This is a genomic window from Bradyrhizobium sp. P3_C3 (genome assembly GCF_056402655.1).
The window spans coordinates 1-13,269 of the sequence record NZ_JBFUGY010000085.1 but is presented as its reverse complement, the minus strand read 5'-3'; the positions used below and the strand labels follow the sequence as shown (position 1 = coordinate 13,269).

Here is a 13,269-nt window from a genome sequence, read left to right as displayed (position 1 = left end):
TCTTAAACGATATCGATGCGGTGCCCTACGACGTGCGTACCCTCAGCACGTGCGCAGCAATAAACCAGTCGTCCGCCTTTGTGTCTGCTGCCACGGCCGCCTCCCGCTGTAACTGAAACCTCCCGCCAGCGACTGGAGATTAACCGTCCTGATGTCATACCCATGTGAAGAGGTTCACACGACGTAAAACGACATCCTCGGCTCGCGTACTTCCGGCGCATGAGCGCGGTTGCGACCAGCCTTTCTTTTGTCGAGATTCAGGCACTAGTTTTGGTTTTTCAAAGAATGGAGAAGCTAAGTGGCTATGGGGACAGTGAAGTGGTTCAACCCGACGAAGGGGTATGGGTTCATTCAACCGGATTCAGGCGGGAAGGACGTCTTTGTTCACATCTCGGCAGTTGAGAAGGCTGGTTTTACTTCGCTGGCAGAGGGGGCGAAGGTTAGCTTCGACGTCGTGAATAATCGCGGAAAGGACTCGGCGGAAAATCTGCGCCGGGTGAGCCTGCCAAACCGCGACGCGACGGTTCCAAGTTAGCCGCTTGGGTCTATCGTCGAATATCCTCTGATTTCCTCGTCGACCATCCCGCGTTGGTTGGCTGGGTGAGTCGAATGATGAGCGAGGAGGAGGCGGATCGCTATCGAGTCGAAGCCGAGGATGCCGCCGCATAGCCGAAAGGGCAATTAAACAGCCGGACAAGGGAGCCTGGTTAAGGCTTGCAGCTGATTGGATGAAGCTGGCCGAAGGCGCCAGCTTGGGCGATGAGCGTAAGAAGTGAGGCTTGTTGGTCAGCGCGTCTGTTTGCCAAGCATTCGTCAATGCGAAATGGCCGCAGCGGCGAACCACTGCGGCCAGCCGGGTTAAAAATAAGACGTGAAATATTGAGTCCAGCCCCGGCGAGATAAAGCGTACAGCGCGGGTGCCTGGGCGCAATGTCGTCGATGTTACACTGTGGGACAATTAAATGCGTCAGCTCCGCTGACTGAGGTGGGACTCGCCGGGGCTGGCGAAGGCGAGCCCTCAACCCCAAGGCCGCGAAAGCTAAAAGCTCCGGCTGCCTTGACGGACGCAGTAGTCTGCACCTGATCGGCGCAGATGCGAGCGTTAAAACAATATCGAAATTTGGCGACCCCCTCAACGAAGCCAGCGTCAATTTACCGCAGATGCCCCGGGCCGATACCCAACACGATCGCCTTCTGACGTAGCGCGCCCTCGGTTCGCTTGGTCATCTTGGCGATTTTGACGACCGGCGTGCGCGCCTTGGAGTGCGCCTTCAATTCTTTGATATTTTCCTTCGTCCACTCGCGGCGAACCAGCTTCTTCTTCTTGGCCAAAACGGCGCTCCTTCCATGTTGAAGGCGCGGTCTAACAACATGGCGCAATATACGCAACAAACGCTCTGCGCACTTACGGAGATTTAATGGCCGATAACGAACAGCTAGTTCTATCTATTTCGGCTGACACGCGGGAAAATGCAAAACCAGCAAGACAATCGAAACGCCACCGGGCAGGTTGTCGTTGGCTGGTTCTGCCATGGGCGGGCTGGCGTAATCCTGCAGCCGACGTAAGTCAGCATTCCTAGGGAGCGCCGTAGCGGAGTTCGTCACCCTTCGTCATGGACCTGTCCTCAAAAGTCACCTCCAACTGTGACGTAGAGGCTTGGTTCCTTCGGCTTGCCTAAGGCTACAGCGAAGGAAGCGGCTTCTGACATCCGTCGGACAGAATAACGCGCGCGCAATCGCCGGCTGCCACCTGTCCGCCAGCTCGCACCACGCCCAGGACGGCGCATCGAATGCAGGTCCGTTTTTGCCGACGACAAGACCTGTCTTTTTAGGCCGGTTCTGGAGCGGTCGATGAGCACGCAGGGCGTCCGCAGGCCGGTCAGCTCGACCACCGCTGTAGGCCCGAGTTCGATGCGCGTGCCGAGCGGTATCTTTTCAAGGTCCAGGCCGGCTGTAGTGATGTTCTCGCCCAGTTGTCCGCGCTCTATGTCGTAACCCGCCACACGGACAGTCGCGAAGAGTTCGCTTGGGATGAGATGGACTTGACGTAGGTTGGGCAGGCAGGGGTGGCGCCGCGCAAGATATCTATGCCGCACATACTGGCCGGCGTGGGCGTCACCGTCGACGCCGTGCCCTTTCACCAGTGTGATGTGGTCCTGCACCGGCTTGCTGAAACGGTGTCCGCTGTCGGCAGCCACTGCCAAGACCGCGCCCTCGACGGTGTGCCTCAAGATCGGGGGGCTCCTACGGTGTCTGCCATCTTGGCGCCTCTGGCGCCGAGCGGCTTAGGCTGTCCCGTCGTGGTGTCGCGCGCCGTCTGGTGCTCCATCTCCGCATTGAGCTCGGCTCCGAGCAGGATCACGATCGCCGAGATCCAGAGCCACGTCATGAAGCCGATCACGGCGCCCAAGGACCCATAGGTGGCATTGAAGGTGCCGAAGTTCGCGGCGTAGAAAGAAAACAGACCGGATGCCGCGAGCCAGAGCAAGGCCGCAGCCGCGCCGCCCCAGGTGATCCACGTCCACCGCGGCGCCTGGCGGCTGGGGCCGAACCGGTAGATGCAGGCGAGGGCAAAGGCCAGAGCCACGAAGAGTGCAGGCCAGCGTCCGATCCGGACAAGGAGGTCCGCCGCATTCGACAATCCGACGTACTGCAACACAACGGGGATGACGACGACGGCGCCAAGCGCCGCCACGACGAAGGCGATCGCGCCGACGGTGAATCCCAGCGACATCGCGTTCAGCTTGACGAAGCCGCGCTTCTCATGTTCGCCGTACACGATGTTCAGGGTGTCGAACAACGACTTCATGGCGGCGTTCGCGCTCCAGAGCGAGATCGCAAGCCCGATCGCGAAAGTAAAGCCGAGGGTTCGGTCGCCCTTAGTTGCGACTCGTGTCAATTGCTCGCGCGCCACTTCGACGGCGCCCCCCGGAATGAAGCCCGAGACATCGTCGAGGTGCTTGGCGATGCTGCCGGGGTCGGAAAAGAATCCGTATATCGCGACGAGGGCGGCCAACGCAGGAAAGATCGCGAGGATGCTGTAATAGGTCATGCCGGCGGCCAGAGCCAGAATCCGGTGGTCGCCGATGTTGCCGTAGACGCGAAGCAGGATGTCCTTCCATCCCTTCGCCGGGATCTCCGCGGGCGACTTGGCCTGCCTGCCGTGGTCGCCGCTTTCCGCGGCCAGGCCGGCCGGCGAAGCGTCCCGCTTTTCCTTGGACGGCAACGGAGCCGGGTCGTCCTTCGGTGGCGCGACGCGATCGATCAGAAACGCCGCCGCCATCAGCCCCAGCGCTGCGGCAAGACTCCATCGGGTCAAGCTGTTCTCTTGGCCGCGCGCACGTTCCGGATCGATCATGAACTCCTCCGCGGGATCCAACGGCGGGCGCGGAGCGGGAGTTCCTGTCAATGTGTGCGCCGTCGGCCAGCCGCGCAACGGGCCGAGCGGCAGCGCGATCCGGACGCTGTAACCCCGCGGCTTCAGAAGCCTTTTACGCAGCGCGATCTGCAGGCCATCGCCGCTGCTCGACGCTCGAAAGACGCCAACGTGCGCGTGCTGCGTCGTCGCCTGCCGTAAAATCGAACCGGGAACCGGCTTGAGAGTTGTGATCGAGGCAGTTCTCGATCGGGCGAATGTCGGCCGAACCGCTGCCGGTGCGGACGAGGCGATGGCTCTTTTGAAGGTAAAGCCGACGACGCCCGATATGGCGATCGCGAGGACCGTAGCGCGCAACACCAGTCCGCTCGCGGAGGTGGTGGCGCGCGGGCTGACATGGGGGGCCGACGAGAAGATCTTGCTGGTGCTCGCCGCGGCCGGCTGGGTCGCGACGCGAACGAAAGACGAATCCTCTCGGCGTGCAGCCGACCATGCTTTGATCGTCACCGTCACGGCGTCCCTGCTGCCGCATGTGATGAAATCGCTAGTTGATCAGACGCGCCCCGACCGCAAGACGGTGCTGGGACACGTCCACGGTGTCTCGTTTTCGGGCAAGCGCGAAGACGCCTTTCCGTCGGGCCACGCGCTGCACATGGGCGCCCTGGCGTCTGCCGCGGACACGTTGCCGCCTCTGCCGCGGCGGGTGATCCAGACCTTGGCGGTCGGCCTTTCCCTGACGCGGATCGTGGTGCTGGCGCACTGGGCCAGCGACGTGGTTGCTGGCTTTGCGCTCGGTGCCGTCATGGAACGGCTACTGCGCCTCTGGACAGGATATCCGTTGCAATCCATCGGAAGAGGGCGCGATGCCAGTTCTTGAGGAGCTCAAGGAGTATGTGCGACGAGCGACCGGGCTGCGCCGCCGGGGGCGCGACGAAGCCACGGGCCTGGCGCGGCCAAGAAAGCCTCACACCGTCCGGTTCAAGGACGACGGTCTCATCCCCAACCATCCTCGCTGGCCCTTCGTCATTTACCGAGGCGGAGTCGATTTCGGAGTAGGGCACGACCCGGCGGCCGTCATGGAAGACCTGTTCGAGGCCAATGGCTGGGGCGATACCTGGCGTGACGGGATATGCCACTATGCCCACTATCACTCCAGAATCCATGAGGTGCTCGGCATCACGCGCGGGAAGGAGGCCGCCGCGCTCGACGCCGCCGGTGCAGCGCTTGGGGCTGTCGGAATGTTGGCGTTCGCGGCCGTGTTCTGGTGGATCGTCGAGCGTAGCGTGGCCGGCGCGTTCGCCGCGGCGTCGCTGGCCTGGCTCGTCGTCTCGATCACGTGCTGGTTCGCAAGACGCAAGCTGCGAGCGGTCCACCGGCCGCGACGAAATAGCGACCCCGCGATGTCGGGGTCGTTAGGGCCGGGAGACACGTCTTAGGCGGCGCTGGAGCTGGAGGCCTTGGCATTCACGCCCTTGCGCAGCGCCACCGTATTGAGTTTGGTATTCGCCGCCTTCTCTTCGTTCAGGTTGGTCGTGAGGAAGCGTACGATCTCGTCGTGGCCGAGCTCCTCGGCCCAGGCAATCAGTGTCCCGTACCGGCAAATTTCGTAGTGCTCGACCGCCTGCGCATTCGCGACGATGGCGGCGTCCAGAACCGCCTTGTCCTCGATCTCGCCCGCGGTCTCGTCGGCTTCCCTGATGATGCCGTCGATGGCCGGGCACTGCGCACCACTGGGTTCCTTGCCTAGCTTCTCGAAGACCTTCTGAAGCCGCTCGATCTGCTTGTTGGTCTCTTCGAGATGGTTCTTGAGGCCCGTGACCAAATCGCGGTTAGTGGCCTTGTCGATCATCTTCGGCAGCGCCTTCGTGATCTGTTGCTCGGCATAGTAGATGTCCTGAAGCCCATGGATCAGCAAGTCATCCATGGTTTTGATGTCCTTGGTGAAGATACCCATAATCGATTTCTCCTCTCGCAATGATGGCAATGGAACGCGGGAGGTCTTCCGCTGTTCCACTAAGACGCCGATGAAGACAAGACCGGAAGCTTCGCCGTCCTGCTGGGACGGGCGGCCATAGCCCGTTCGAAACCGCGATGAAGGATAGAGAATCCGAGCGCGAAGAACTCGCGCACCTGCTGCACGATCGTCATCCCGCACGTTGCATCCGGTCAACCCTTCCCAGGAACACGCCGGCGCGCGGTAGATATATGATGTCGCTGCGGATAGCGTACATGGGGGCGAAGATGGCTGGAAACACGATCACGACCACCGGTATCGCAGTTCCGGGTGATGCTCGCGGCAGCGTTTGGCGATCTGCCATCCGTCGATCTTCCCGGGTAACCTGATGTCGGTGATGAGCACCTCCGCGACCCGCCGCTTGCAACAGGCAAGCGCCTCGTCGCCATCGGCTGGAACACGTAAAGGCCTCCTCGCGCAGAGCGTCGACAGCGAATTCACGGATGAGAGGATCATTTTCCACGACGAGTACGCGCCGAGGTAATGGGCAGCCCGCACGCCGGCGCAATCAGTCAGACCTGCTTCGCTCTTCAGGCCGAAAAATCCACTCTCGCCAAACCGTCAATAGTACGGCCATGATGACTGGTCCTAAAAACAAACCGAGTAGGCCGAAGGCAGCCAGCCCCCCGAAAATTCCGACGAACGCAAAGAGGAAAGGGAGCCGCGCCGCGCCCCCGACCAGAGTTGGCCACACAAAGTGATCCCCTGCAAGCATGACGGCCGCGCCCCAGAAAAAGACGCCTGCGGCTGCGATCCCGCTGCCACCGCCGGACAAAAGTGTCGCGGCGGCAGCCGTGAACACTGCCCAGGCACCGAATGGGAGCATCGCAAAGGCCGTGGTTATGATGGTAAACATCACGGCATTTGGTACGCCTGCAGCAAGGTATCCGACGCCGATCAACAAGCCTTCGCCGATAGCGACGATCACGGTACCGTTCACCGTCCCTCGGATCGAATCCACGATCTTCTGCACCACGCCCTCGCCGGGGTGCCCCAGGATGCGATCGCACGTCTCGATGGTACGGTTAGCGACCGAGCGGCCGTTGCTGAGCAGCACGAACAAGGCAAATAGGGAGAAGAAGAGCATGAACAGGCGACGCATCAGCTGACCGCCGAAAGTGTTGAATAGACCAGACGCATCATCCGCATTGATGGTCTTGAGCCAAGCAGTCGCGGCTTTCGGATCCGACAGATTATCGCGCCACCATTGCTGCGCGATTTCTGCTACGACCGGCAGGCGAGCGATCCAGTCGGGCACTTCGATTCCGCTCTCCCTGGCCTTCTTCAGCCAGTTCGCGATGTCACCGCTTTGCTCGGCCACCTGGTAGATGGCAAGCGCCATGGGCGTAAACAGGATGAGCGCAACGATCGCCGTAAAGGCGACGGCTGCCAGCCTTGTTGGGCCCGAGGTGAGCCGTGCAGCGAACTTGATGTAGAGAGGCCACAAGGTGACGGCGAGAATGGTCGCCCAGATCAAAGGTGGCAGGAATCCCCCCGCTGTCCACAGGGAGAGCGCTACCACCGCTACGGCAAAGACCACCCGGGCGTTCATGCGCGCGCCCGAACCAAGTGGGAGCGGCTTTTGCTGCACCGGGTTGCGAGATGCGTCGCGATCCGAAGCTGTCGATGTGCCGGGCTTTGCTATCCGCTTGCTAACCGTGTTCGGGCGACCCACTTGCTACCTCGCTTGGCGGTCCGGCGCTCGTCGATCCTACCGGGGTCGCTAATCTTGCCGTGAAGTAGGCGCCGCTCGTCAGAAACATCCGAGGCTTGATCAAGGTTCCATCCAATGTACGCGGCCTCTCATCGCTCTTACGGCAGTAAAAGGACCATTGTTCACGCAACAGGCGGGCGCCGCGTTAACAAGGCCGGGCTGCCCACGTGGGCTGTGAGCGCTCACCTGCATCGGACCCTACTCGCCAGCACCGTGCCTTCAACTCGGCGAACCTTTGTCCAACCGCTTGACGCTTTGAGATGAGATCCGCAGTCGATGCTTGATAAAGTCCGGTCACTCTTTTCCGTGGAATGGGCGCGCATCGGCTGCGAGCTGAAGGCTGGACGCTTCGGCAAGTGTCAGCGGAAGATCTACGGGTCGGGTGGGGCGCCGGAATAAGTCTAAAGTCACTTCCGCCTGTCGGAGAAATCAATCCGTCCGCCGGTGCCGCTTCCGTTAGAGGTTGCCGAAAAGCGAAGCCTTGATGGGCGAGCGCCAGCCTAGGCCATGTCAAACTCTGTCTGCAACTTTCGCACTTCCTCACCCAAAGCCGCTTCGGCGGATTCCTCCAGAGGCTTCTGCCGGATACCGCCAAGTTGCCAACTGGGGCTGTAACCCTTTACGCGGATCAGCTTGAGGCCGGTTACGCCAGACCGCTTCTCGAGTTCGGCGGCGAGCTCATATTGATACACGATTGCTTTCATCCGGCGGGTTCTCCAGGCGCATCACACTTGAGCGGCTAACAGTCCCGGCAGATGCTTCTGATCTTCTCGAGGGCGCGGTCGGTCGGGTCCCACAGAGATCCTTCTCGGGTCCAATCGTACCGATTTGCTCCGCGTCGGGTATTGTCTATGCGATCCGGGCCGTTTTCCACTAGCGGAAATCGGCTCCATCAAAAAAGGCCCCGACATGAGATCAACACGATGCTCATTTGCAGTTTTTGCAGATCGACCCCACCATCCTGTCCGTGTTGCTGTTCTCTTGATCGATCTTGGCGTCGCTATCCTGCTGGTTGGTGGTCGCAGGCCTTCCGATCCCTCCGGCAGGCGCGGTCTGCGCAGCCGCGGCCGAAGAGCCCGAGGAAGCAGCGGTGCCGGCCGCGGCTCCTCCGCCCGCGGACCCACCGCCACTGCCTCCACCACCGCCACCTTGAGCGAAAGCAGCGCAGGGAAGGATAATCGCCAAGGCCAAGGCACAACGAGAGAGCTTCATGTCGCGACACCTTTAACGACCAAGCGGGCTCTCGAGGTTTCGTTCCTAGAGTTATGCGTGCTAGGCGTCGAGGACGCCGAATTGCCGCCGGTAAGCATCGATCGCCCGGTTCGAGAGCAGCAACCTGCTACGTTCACCGTTCCGGACCATTTGCTCGATCTTATGGGAAAGAAATTGGCTGGCTTCGGCAGCGTCGCCGAGGTCGCCCGAGCGCTCGAGGAACTCCCAAGCAATCTGGACGGAATGTTCAACAAGATGAGAAAGTAGGATGTCGGCCATAGTGAGCCGAACGCTTGCTCCTTCCCAGGGTTCCTAGGCCACCTCGGAGGACGCAATGCGTGGTCGAGGTAGACGCATCCCATTGGCCATCGGCCGGCGTCCGAGAGCAATGAGCGGCGTAATCGCTTGTCGTCGCTCCCACGGCTAACCAGTCGCGGACCTCAAGGGAACATAGGTTGAACCCCGCGGTTGCTCCCCGGCAAATGGTGAAGGAAAGATGTCCAAGAAATCGCTCGCTGAAATCGCGAAGGAAATGGCCGGCATCGACATCGCCATTCTTTCGACCCACACAGAAAACGGTGAGATCGCCAATCGACCCATGAGTAACAACGGCGACGTGGCTTACGACGGCACATCTCATTACTTCACTTACGAAAAGTCGCGGACGGTTTCTGACATCCAACGGAATCCTAAATGTCGCGCTCGGATTCTCATCCGAGGCCGGTCTATTCGCCGAAGGGATCTATGTGGCCGTCGAAGGGACTGCCGAACTGATCCGGGACAAGGCCGTCTTTCATCAGCACTGGACAAGTGATCTCGACAAATGGTTCGAAAATGGCGTGGATACGCCAGGCATTGTCCTGATCAAGGTCAAACTCAACCGCGCGACCTATTGGAAAGGTCGCGAAGAAGGTGAGGTTGGACTCTGACTGAAGATTCAACCGGGGCGAAACCCTAGTGGGGCCAGCTCTTTCGATGATTTTTCCGCAATCGCAAGACCGGCGCTATCACGATTGTACAGTCACCCAATCTCATTCTGTGGATTGTGATCGTGGCCGGCCTTTTGCTCTGGGTATGGCCATCAGCAGGCAAAGCAAACTTGGCCCTGACGATCGCGGTCAACGGTGGCCTCGTTCTCTGGACGGTGGATGAAATCGTCCGTGGCGTCAATCCTTGGCGGCGCTCTCTCGGTGCAGTCGTTCTTCTCTACGAATTCACGACCCTTTTTAAACGACGGTAAAGATTCCGCACGCGGGAGCGGGAGCCAGATGTCGCCGCGGGCTTGTATTGTAACGGCGCCAGCAGGGCTCGCGAGGCGGTAGCGGTAGGCACGGCGGGCCGACTAAGCGATCCCCATGTACAAAATTCCGCCGATAACAAGTAGGGCGCCAAATCCTATCAGGACCATTCCCGCCTCCTCGATTCATGGTTGCCATGTCAAGCGCCCGGAGCCCCCGCCGCCGCAAGTGTCTCACGAGACTTCGATCGCGCTCTTGGTCACGCCTCGCCGACCCGACCCCGGCAGCGGCCGCTCCGCTGCCCTCAAGGGACCGGCCGGGGCGTCTGGGCTGTCCAGCGCCAACAGGCAGCGCCTTTGCGTCTGTTCTTTGCAGAAGTCCTCATCCATCGCGCCACTCACACCGAACTTCAGTTGGGCGGCTTCAGCTCACCGGCGAGCCAGCCGACCGCGTCCGTTTGCATCGGATCCACGGCCAAGCGAACCACTTCGGTACGCTCGCAAGTCGAGCATTCGAAGGTACGCTCGTCGAATCCGCGCGGGCCGGGAGAGATGCGCGCCAACCCCATCCGGTGTTTGCACACAGGACACATCGGACGCTCGTTGGTCGAGAGAGCCATCCCTAGATCTCCACGGCCGATGATACGCCGTCCGCAGCCGGAGTCTCCAATATTCGCGCACGAATAACCTTCCGAGGAGCGCGCAAAGGGAAGGAGCCTGAGCCCGGTCGGCCCAGATTGATGGTCGTGCTCATGGCATCACCTCTGCAACCGGCAGCGGTCGTCCAGGCCTTGGCTCACTGAAGGCGATCGGGAAGGTCGAAGCGGAAAGGCTCAGCAGAGCGGCCACCTCGTCAGAAAGCCGCCGTTCGATGAACTGGCGTTCCAAAGGCAAAAGCCTGGTACGCAGGAGCCGACGGTAGCGGCTGATGTTGTTATGATGGGCACGAAGGCGTGTCAGGTTTTCGTCCGTCGTCATCTGGGCCTCCGAAATTACGCCGCGGCGGCCGCACGTTCGGTCGAACGGAGACGGTAAGGCTTTCCGCCGGGCGGCGTCCGGGGGCCACCGTCCAGGGCGCGCAACGCGTCCAAGATCTCGTCGATCGATACCGGTTTCTTGAGGCCGGCAGGTGCGCGCATCGACGGGCAGGAGGCGATCGCGGACGCGTCGGACGCCCATGATGCCAGGATTGCGCGTTTCTCGCTCAACGTCAGCGCCGGATGATCCAGCACGTCTCTCGGTGCTTCAAACACCGTGCCGGGATGAAGAAGAGCGTCGAAATCGAAAACGTTGTCGTCAGCGGTCGTCGGCCGCATGGTCCTCTCCTATTCATTGACGAATGGATGGGAGCCGCACGATTCGTCGCGCGGCTCCAATGGCGTCTGCGCTAGGCGGCGGCCTTAGCTTCCAGCTTCGGCACGTTGCCGGCCGAGGCATCGCCGATCGAAATCCGGCGAGGCTTCATGGCTTCCGGAATCTCGCGGACGAGTTCGATGGTCAGCAAGCCGTTGTCGAACGCGGCGCTTTTCACCTGGACATATTCGGCGAGGCTGAACTGGCGCTTGAAGCTGCGGTGCGAGATACCGCGATAGAGGAAATCACGCTCGGTCTTGTCGGATTTGCTGCCTTCGACCGTCACCACGTTCTGCTCGGCGGTGATGACGATATCCTCGGGCGAGAAACCCGCCACCGCCAGCGAGATCTGATAGCGATCCTCCGCCAGCCGTTCGATGTTGTAGGGTGGATAGTTGTCCTCGCTGGCCCGCTGAGCGGTTTCTGCGAGGTCGAAAAGGCGGTCGAAACCAATGGTCGAGCGCCAGAGGGGGGCAAAATCGTAGGTGCGCATAGCCAAATCCTCCTAAGAGCAAGATGTCTACGAGCGGCACCGGACACAACCGGTGCCCGTCTCTTGGTCCGGGCCCATGAGGCGCCCGGACACCATCGTCAGATGGCGACAAAAAAATTAGCAAAGCCGGTTTTGGTTTCAAGAGGGGGCCGAAAAAAAATGTCACCGATCGCCGCGCCGTTACAGGTCCTCGCGCAGCCCCTTGAAGAACGGATGACCGCTCGAAAAGCGGACGCGCAAGCCGTGGTCCACCGACACACGGGCTTTTTAACTCAATGGTGCTGCGCTATTTTAAAGCCATGCCGCGTAGCACAAACCGTAACCTGCCGAGATCTGCGGACCTATTGGCCGCCAAGGACGAGCTTCTTGCTGGTCGACGGATCGTCATTGCTGCTTTGGCTGGACCGCGTCTTAGCGGTAAGAAAGGCATCGTTCTTGGTCAGGGAGCGACGGCCACTCAGGTCAAGGTGCTCTTAGACGGTGCCAAGGGCTACGTGATTCTCCATGCGCGATACGTTGATCTATTCGAGGATCGATCCGCTACCGAGGGGGTCTAGAATGACCGAAATGAAGGCGCGGTACGTTGCTTGGTATGAGAGACCGGTAACCGGCCGGTTCACCGTACTGGATCTTTCACTAGATGTGCCTGCGATCGGAAAAGGCGGGAAGCCTCTGTCTGGCTTGTCGCACTCCACTGCCGAAGCAGAGGCCGAGAGACTGAACGCTGCCCGCAGCCGACCGAAGGGCCCAGAAAGGGGATGGACGGAAAGGGGCAATTGAACCGCCGGGCCCCGATTGAGCAGGAGGCGCGCGACCGAACGCTCAGAATTCTCGCGTCATTGCCGGATGGGTCCGGTTCTTCACCCTGATCCAGTCTTTCGAGCGGCCGACGCCATAACGCCGGTCGCGACGTTTCGAGACCAGGCCCTCGACGCCCATGCGGCAGGCGGCGGCGAATAGATCCGAACCGATCTCGGCAGCCTCGAACGGCGCGACGAATATGCCATCAGGCCGGCCGCGCAGCAGCCGCGCCAAATTGGTCTTGCGCATCGTCAATGGCAGCTGGCGCAGGTCCTCGCCGCCAAGCGCGAGGATGTCGAACGCATAGAGCTGAACCTCGTGATCATGCTTGCGCGAGTGCAGGGCGTTGAAGTCCGAGGCGCCATCGACGCCGAGCACCACAGCCTCGCCGTCGATGGCGAATTGCTGCTCGCGGTTCTTCGGCGCGGCCTCGACGATCCAGGGGGTATCGCTTGGTCCAGTCGTGCCCGTTGCGGGTGAAGAGACGCACGGTCTTGCCCTGGCGCTCGACGCGCAGACGATAGCCGTCATATTTCATTTCGTGGATCCAGTCGCGTCCGGCCGGCACCACCTTGGCGGCGGTCAGCAGGCAGAATTCGAACGCTGTACGCATAGGGCTGAGATAGGGGCGGGAGCGGATTTTTGAAGCCCTCATAGCCAGTCCCATTGCAGAAACCAAATTCAGCGCATCATTGGCGAACCACCAGAGGCGCCAGTATGGTCGTAAATGTTCGTGGAAACATGGCAGAGACGTCCGCGGTATTCGTCGATGGCGATGACGTGTTCGCCATTGGCGAACGACATGAGCATTTGTCGGGTTGCGATCCATACAATCGAGCTTCCAGCAGTTGATCTACATGGCTGACGGTGTAGGTCTGTGCCGGGCGCTGGAGATCTCACCCCATTGGGGATCAAGCGGTGATCATTGAAATTCCGGCCCAGATCATTTTACAACTGGCATGGTACTGTTCGGCGGCGTTGTGGCCGAGATTGCGCAGAGAACGCAAGCTGGCGCGCAATGGATGGCAACCTTTCGAAGGAAGCTGCGTTCGCCACGGCGCAGGAACTT

Annotated in this window: 19 protein-coding genes; 6 read left to right on the top strand and 13 right to left on the bottom strand. The window is 60.8% G+C overall.

What is annotated here, in order from left to right; translation table 11 throughout:
* Positions 1–298 precede the first annotated feature (298 nt).
* A complete protein-coding gene (locus AC1DW2_RS42195; protein WP_477009038.1) occupies positions 299–535 on the top strand; it encodes a cold-shock protein in 237 nt (78 codons plus the stop codon).
* A gap of 617 nt (positions 536–1,152) precedes the next feature.
* Here AC1DW2_RS42195 and AC1DW2_RS42190 read toward each other — a convergent pair.
* The 3 genes from AC1DW2_RS42190 to AC1DW2_RS42180 all read right to left on the bottom strand — a co-directional run bounded on the left by AC1DW2_RS42190 (position 1,153) and on the right by AC1DW2_RS42180 (position 3,358).
* On the bottom strand, positions 1,153–1,332 hold the full coding sequence (locus AC1DW2_RS42190) for a hypothetical protein (protein ID WP_477009037.1): 180 nt from the start codon (positions 1,330–1,332) through the stop codon (positions 1,153–1,155).
* Positions 1,333–1,625: 293 nt separating this feature from the next.
* Complete coding sequence (locus AC1DW2_RS42185; protein ID WP_224517050.1) at positions 1,626–2,231, bottom strand: MOSC domain-containing protein; 606 nt, start codon at positions 2,229–2,231, stop codon at positions 1,626–1,628.
* Positions 2,228–3,358 (bottom strand): YihY/virulence factor BrkB family protein, encoded by a 1,131-nt coding sequence (locus tag AC1DW2_RS42180; protein WP_038937331.1) that lies wholly within the window; start codon positions 3,356–3,358, stop codon positions 2,228–2,230. The genes AC1DW2_RS42185 and AC1DW2_RS42180 overlap by 4 nt, the downstream gene beginning before the upstream one ends.
* 514 nt (positions 3,359–3,872) lie before the next feature.
* Here AC1DW2_RS42180 and AC1DW2_RS42175 point away from each other — a divergent pair.
* Positions 3,873–4,253 (top strand): phosphatase PAP2 family protein, encoded by a 381-nt coding sequence (locus AC1DW2_RS42175; RefSeq protein ID WP_477009036.1) that lies wholly within the window; start codon positions 3,873–3,875, stop codon positions 4,251–4,253.
* On the top strand, positions 4,240–4,812 hold the full coding sequence (locus AC1DW2_RS42170; protein ID WP_223153909.1) for a cupin domain-containing protein: 573 nt from the start codon (positions 4,240–4,242) through the stop codon (positions 4,810–4,812). The genes AC1DW2_RS42175 and AC1DW2_RS42170 overlap by 14 nt, the downstream gene beginning before the upstream one ends.
* Here the strand turns inward: AC1DW2_RS42170 and AC1DW2_RS42165 are convergent.
* The 4 genes from AC1DW2_RS42165 to AC1DW2_RS42150 all read right to left on the bottom strand — a co-directional run bounded on the left by AC1DW2_RS42165 (position 4,809) and on the right by AC1DW2_RS42150 (position 8,595).
* Positions 4,809–5,330: a YciE/YciF ferroxidase family protein gene (locus tag AC1DW2_RS42165; RefSeq protein WP_038937328.1), complete on the bottom strand. Its 522-nt coding sequence runs from the start codon at positions 5,328–5,330 to the stop codon at positions 4,809–4,811. The two genes, AC1DW2_RS42170 and AC1DW2_RS42165, sit on opposite strands and share 4 nt — an antisense overlap.
* A gap of 568 nt (positions 5,331–5,898) precedes the next feature.
* Positions 5,899–6,942: an AI-2E family transporter gene (locus AC1DW2_RS42160; RefSeq protein ID WP_063701408.1), complete on the bottom strand. Its 1,044-nt coding sequence runs from the start codon at positions 6,940–6,942 to the stop codon at positions 5,899–5,901.
* Positions 6,943–7,604: 662 nt separating this feature from the next.
* The gene (locus AC1DW2_RS42155; protein WP_038937326.1) at positions 7,605–7,808 is read right to left on the bottom strand and encodes a hypothetical protein; all 204 of its coding nucleotides are present in this window, start codon (positions 7,806–7,808) and stop codon (positions 7,605–7,607) included.
* Positions 7,809–8,376: 568 nt separating this feature from the next.
* Positions 8,377–8,595: a hypothetical protein gene (locus AC1DW2_RS42150; protein WP_038937325.1), complete on the bottom strand. Its 219-nt coding sequence runs from the start codon at positions 8,593–8,595 to the stop codon at positions 8,377–8,379.
* Positions 8,596–8,812: 217 nt separating this feature from the next.
* Here AC1DW2_RS42150 and AC1DW2_RS42145 point away from each other — a divergent pair, with 217 nt between their 5' ends.
* Positions 8,813–9,130, top strand: coding sequence for a pyridoxamine 5'-phosphate oxidase family protein (locus AC1DW2_RS42145; protein WP_477009035.1), 318 nt, complete (start codon positions 8,813–8,815; stop codon positions 9,128–9,130).
* Complete coding sequence (locus AC1DW2_RS42140; protein WP_321576290.1) at positions 9,063–9,245, top strand: pyridoxamine 5'-phosphate oxidase family protein; 183 nt, start codon at positions 9,063–9,065, stop codon at positions 9,243–9,245. Before AC1DW2_RS42145 ends, AC1DW2_RS42140 begins: the two co-directional genes overlap by 68 nt.
* A 718-nt stretch (positions 9,246–9,963) precedes the next feature.
* On the opposite strand, the gene AC1DW2_RS42135 is transcribed toward AC1DW2_RS42140, so the two are convergent.
* From AC1DW2_RS42135 to AC1DW2_RS42120, 4 genes are all read right to left on the bottom strand, one after another.
* The gene (locus AC1DW2_RS42135; protein ID WP_028156208.1) at positions 9,964–10,173 is read right to left on the bottom strand and encodes a hypothetical protein; all 210 of its coding nucleotides are present in this window, start codon (positions 10,171–10,173) and stop codon (positions 9,964–9,966) included.
* 130 nt (positions 10,174–10,303) lie between these two features.
* Entirely contained in the window at positions 10,304–10,531 is a 228-nt protein-coding gene (locus AC1DW2_RS42130; RefSeq protein ID WP_166350999.1) for a hypothetical protein, read from the bottom strand.
* 14 nt (positions 10,532–10,545) lie between these two features.
* On the bottom strand, positions 10,546–10,869 hold the full coding sequence (locus AC1DW2_RS42125) for a hypothetical protein (protein WP_039148846.1): 324 nt from the start codon (positions 10,867–10,869) through the stop codon (positions 10,546–10,548).
* A gap of 71 nt (positions 10,870–10,940) precedes the next feature.
* Positions 10,941–11,399 (bottom strand): Hsp20 family protein, encoded by a 459-nt coding sequence (locus AC1DW2_RS42120; RefSeq protein WP_039148842.1) that lies wholly within the window; start codon positions 11,397–11,399, stop codon positions 10,941–10,943.
* 275 nt (positions 11,400–11,674) lie between these two features.
* On the opposite strand from AC1DW2_RS42120, the gene AC1DW2_RS42115 reads away from it, so the two are divergent.
* A complete protein-coding gene (locus AC1DW2_RS42115; RefSeq protein ID WP_038937297.1) occupies positions 11,675–11,956 on the top strand; it encodes a hypothetical protein in 282 nt (93 codons plus the stop codon).
* Between the two features lie 265 nt (positions 11,957–12,221).
* Here AC1DW2_RS42115 and AC1DW2_RS42110 read toward each other — a convergent pair whose 3' ends face one another.
* Positions 12,222–12,578: an ATP-dependent DNA ligase gene (locus tag AC1DW2_RS42110; protein WP_310473575.1), complete on the bottom strand. Its 357-nt coding sequence runs from the start codon at positions 12,576–12,578 to the stop codon at positions 12,222–12,224.
* Positions 12,523–12,738, bottom strand: coding sequence for a hypothetical protein (locus AC1DW2_RS42105; RefSeq protein WP_306326979.1), 216 nt, complete (start codon positions 12,736–12,738; stop codon positions 12,523–12,525). Before AC1DW2_RS42105 ends, AC1DW2_RS42110 begins: the two co-directional genes overlap by 56 nt.
* Positions 12,739–13,269: the final 531 nt, after the last annotated feature.

Bases quoted from the DNA above. Each gene is read 5' to 3' on its own strand.
- AC1DW2_RS42180 (WP_038937331.1), bottom strand. From the start codon at position 3,358: ATGATCGATCCGGAACGTGCGCGCGGCCAAGAGAACAGCTTGACCCGA.
- AC1DW2_RS42170 (WP_223153909.1), top strand. From the start codon at position 4,240: ATGCCAGTTCTTGAGGAGCTCAAGGAGTATGTGCGACGAGCGACCGGG.
- AC1DW2_RS42165 (WP_038937328.1), bottom strand. From the start codon at position 5,330: ATGGGTATCTTCACCAAGGACATCAAAACCATGGATGACTTGCTGATC.
- AC1DW2_RS42160 (WP_063701408.1), bottom strand. From the start codon at position 6,942: ATGAACGCCCGGGTGGTCTTTGCCGTAGCGGTGGTAGCGCTCTCCCTG.
- AC1DW2_RS42155 (WP_038937326.1), bottom strand. From the start codon at position 7,808: ATGAAAGCAATCGTGTATCAATATGAGCTCGCCGCCGAACTCGAGAAG.
- AC1DW2_RS42150 (WP_038937325.1), bottom strand. From the start codon at position 8,595: ATGGCCGACATCCTACTTTCTCATCTTGTTGAACATTCCGTCCAGATT.
- AC1DW2_RS42145 (WP_477009035.1), top strand. From the start codon at position 8,813: ATGTCCAAGAAATCGCTCGCTGAAATCGCGAAGGAAATGGCCGGCATC.
- AC1DW2_RS42135 (WP_028156208.1), bottom strand. From the start codon at position 10,173: ATGGCTCTCTCGACCAACGAGCGTCCGATGTGTCCTGTGTGCAAACAC.
- AC1DW2_RS42130 (WP_166350999.1), bottom strand. From the start codon at position 10,531: ATGACGACGGACGAAAACCTGACACGCCTTCGTGCCCATCATAACAAC.
- AC1DW2_RS42125 (WP_039148846.1), bottom strand. From the start codon at position 10,869: ATGCGGCCGACGACCGCTGACGACAACGTTTTCGATTTCGACGCTCTT.
- AC1DW2_RS42120 (WP_039148842.1), bottom strand. From the start codon at position 11,399: ATGCGCACCTACGATTTTGCCCCCCTCTGGCGCTCGACCATTGGTTTC.
- AC1DW2_RS42115 (WP_038937297.1), top strand. From the start codon at position 11,675: ATGGTGCTGCGCTATTTTAAAGCCATGCCGCGTAGCACAAACCGTAAC.
- AC1DW2_RS42105 (WP_306326979.1), bottom strand. From the start codon at position 12,738: ATGAAATATGACGGCTATCGTCTGCGCGTCGAGCGCCAGGGCAAGACC.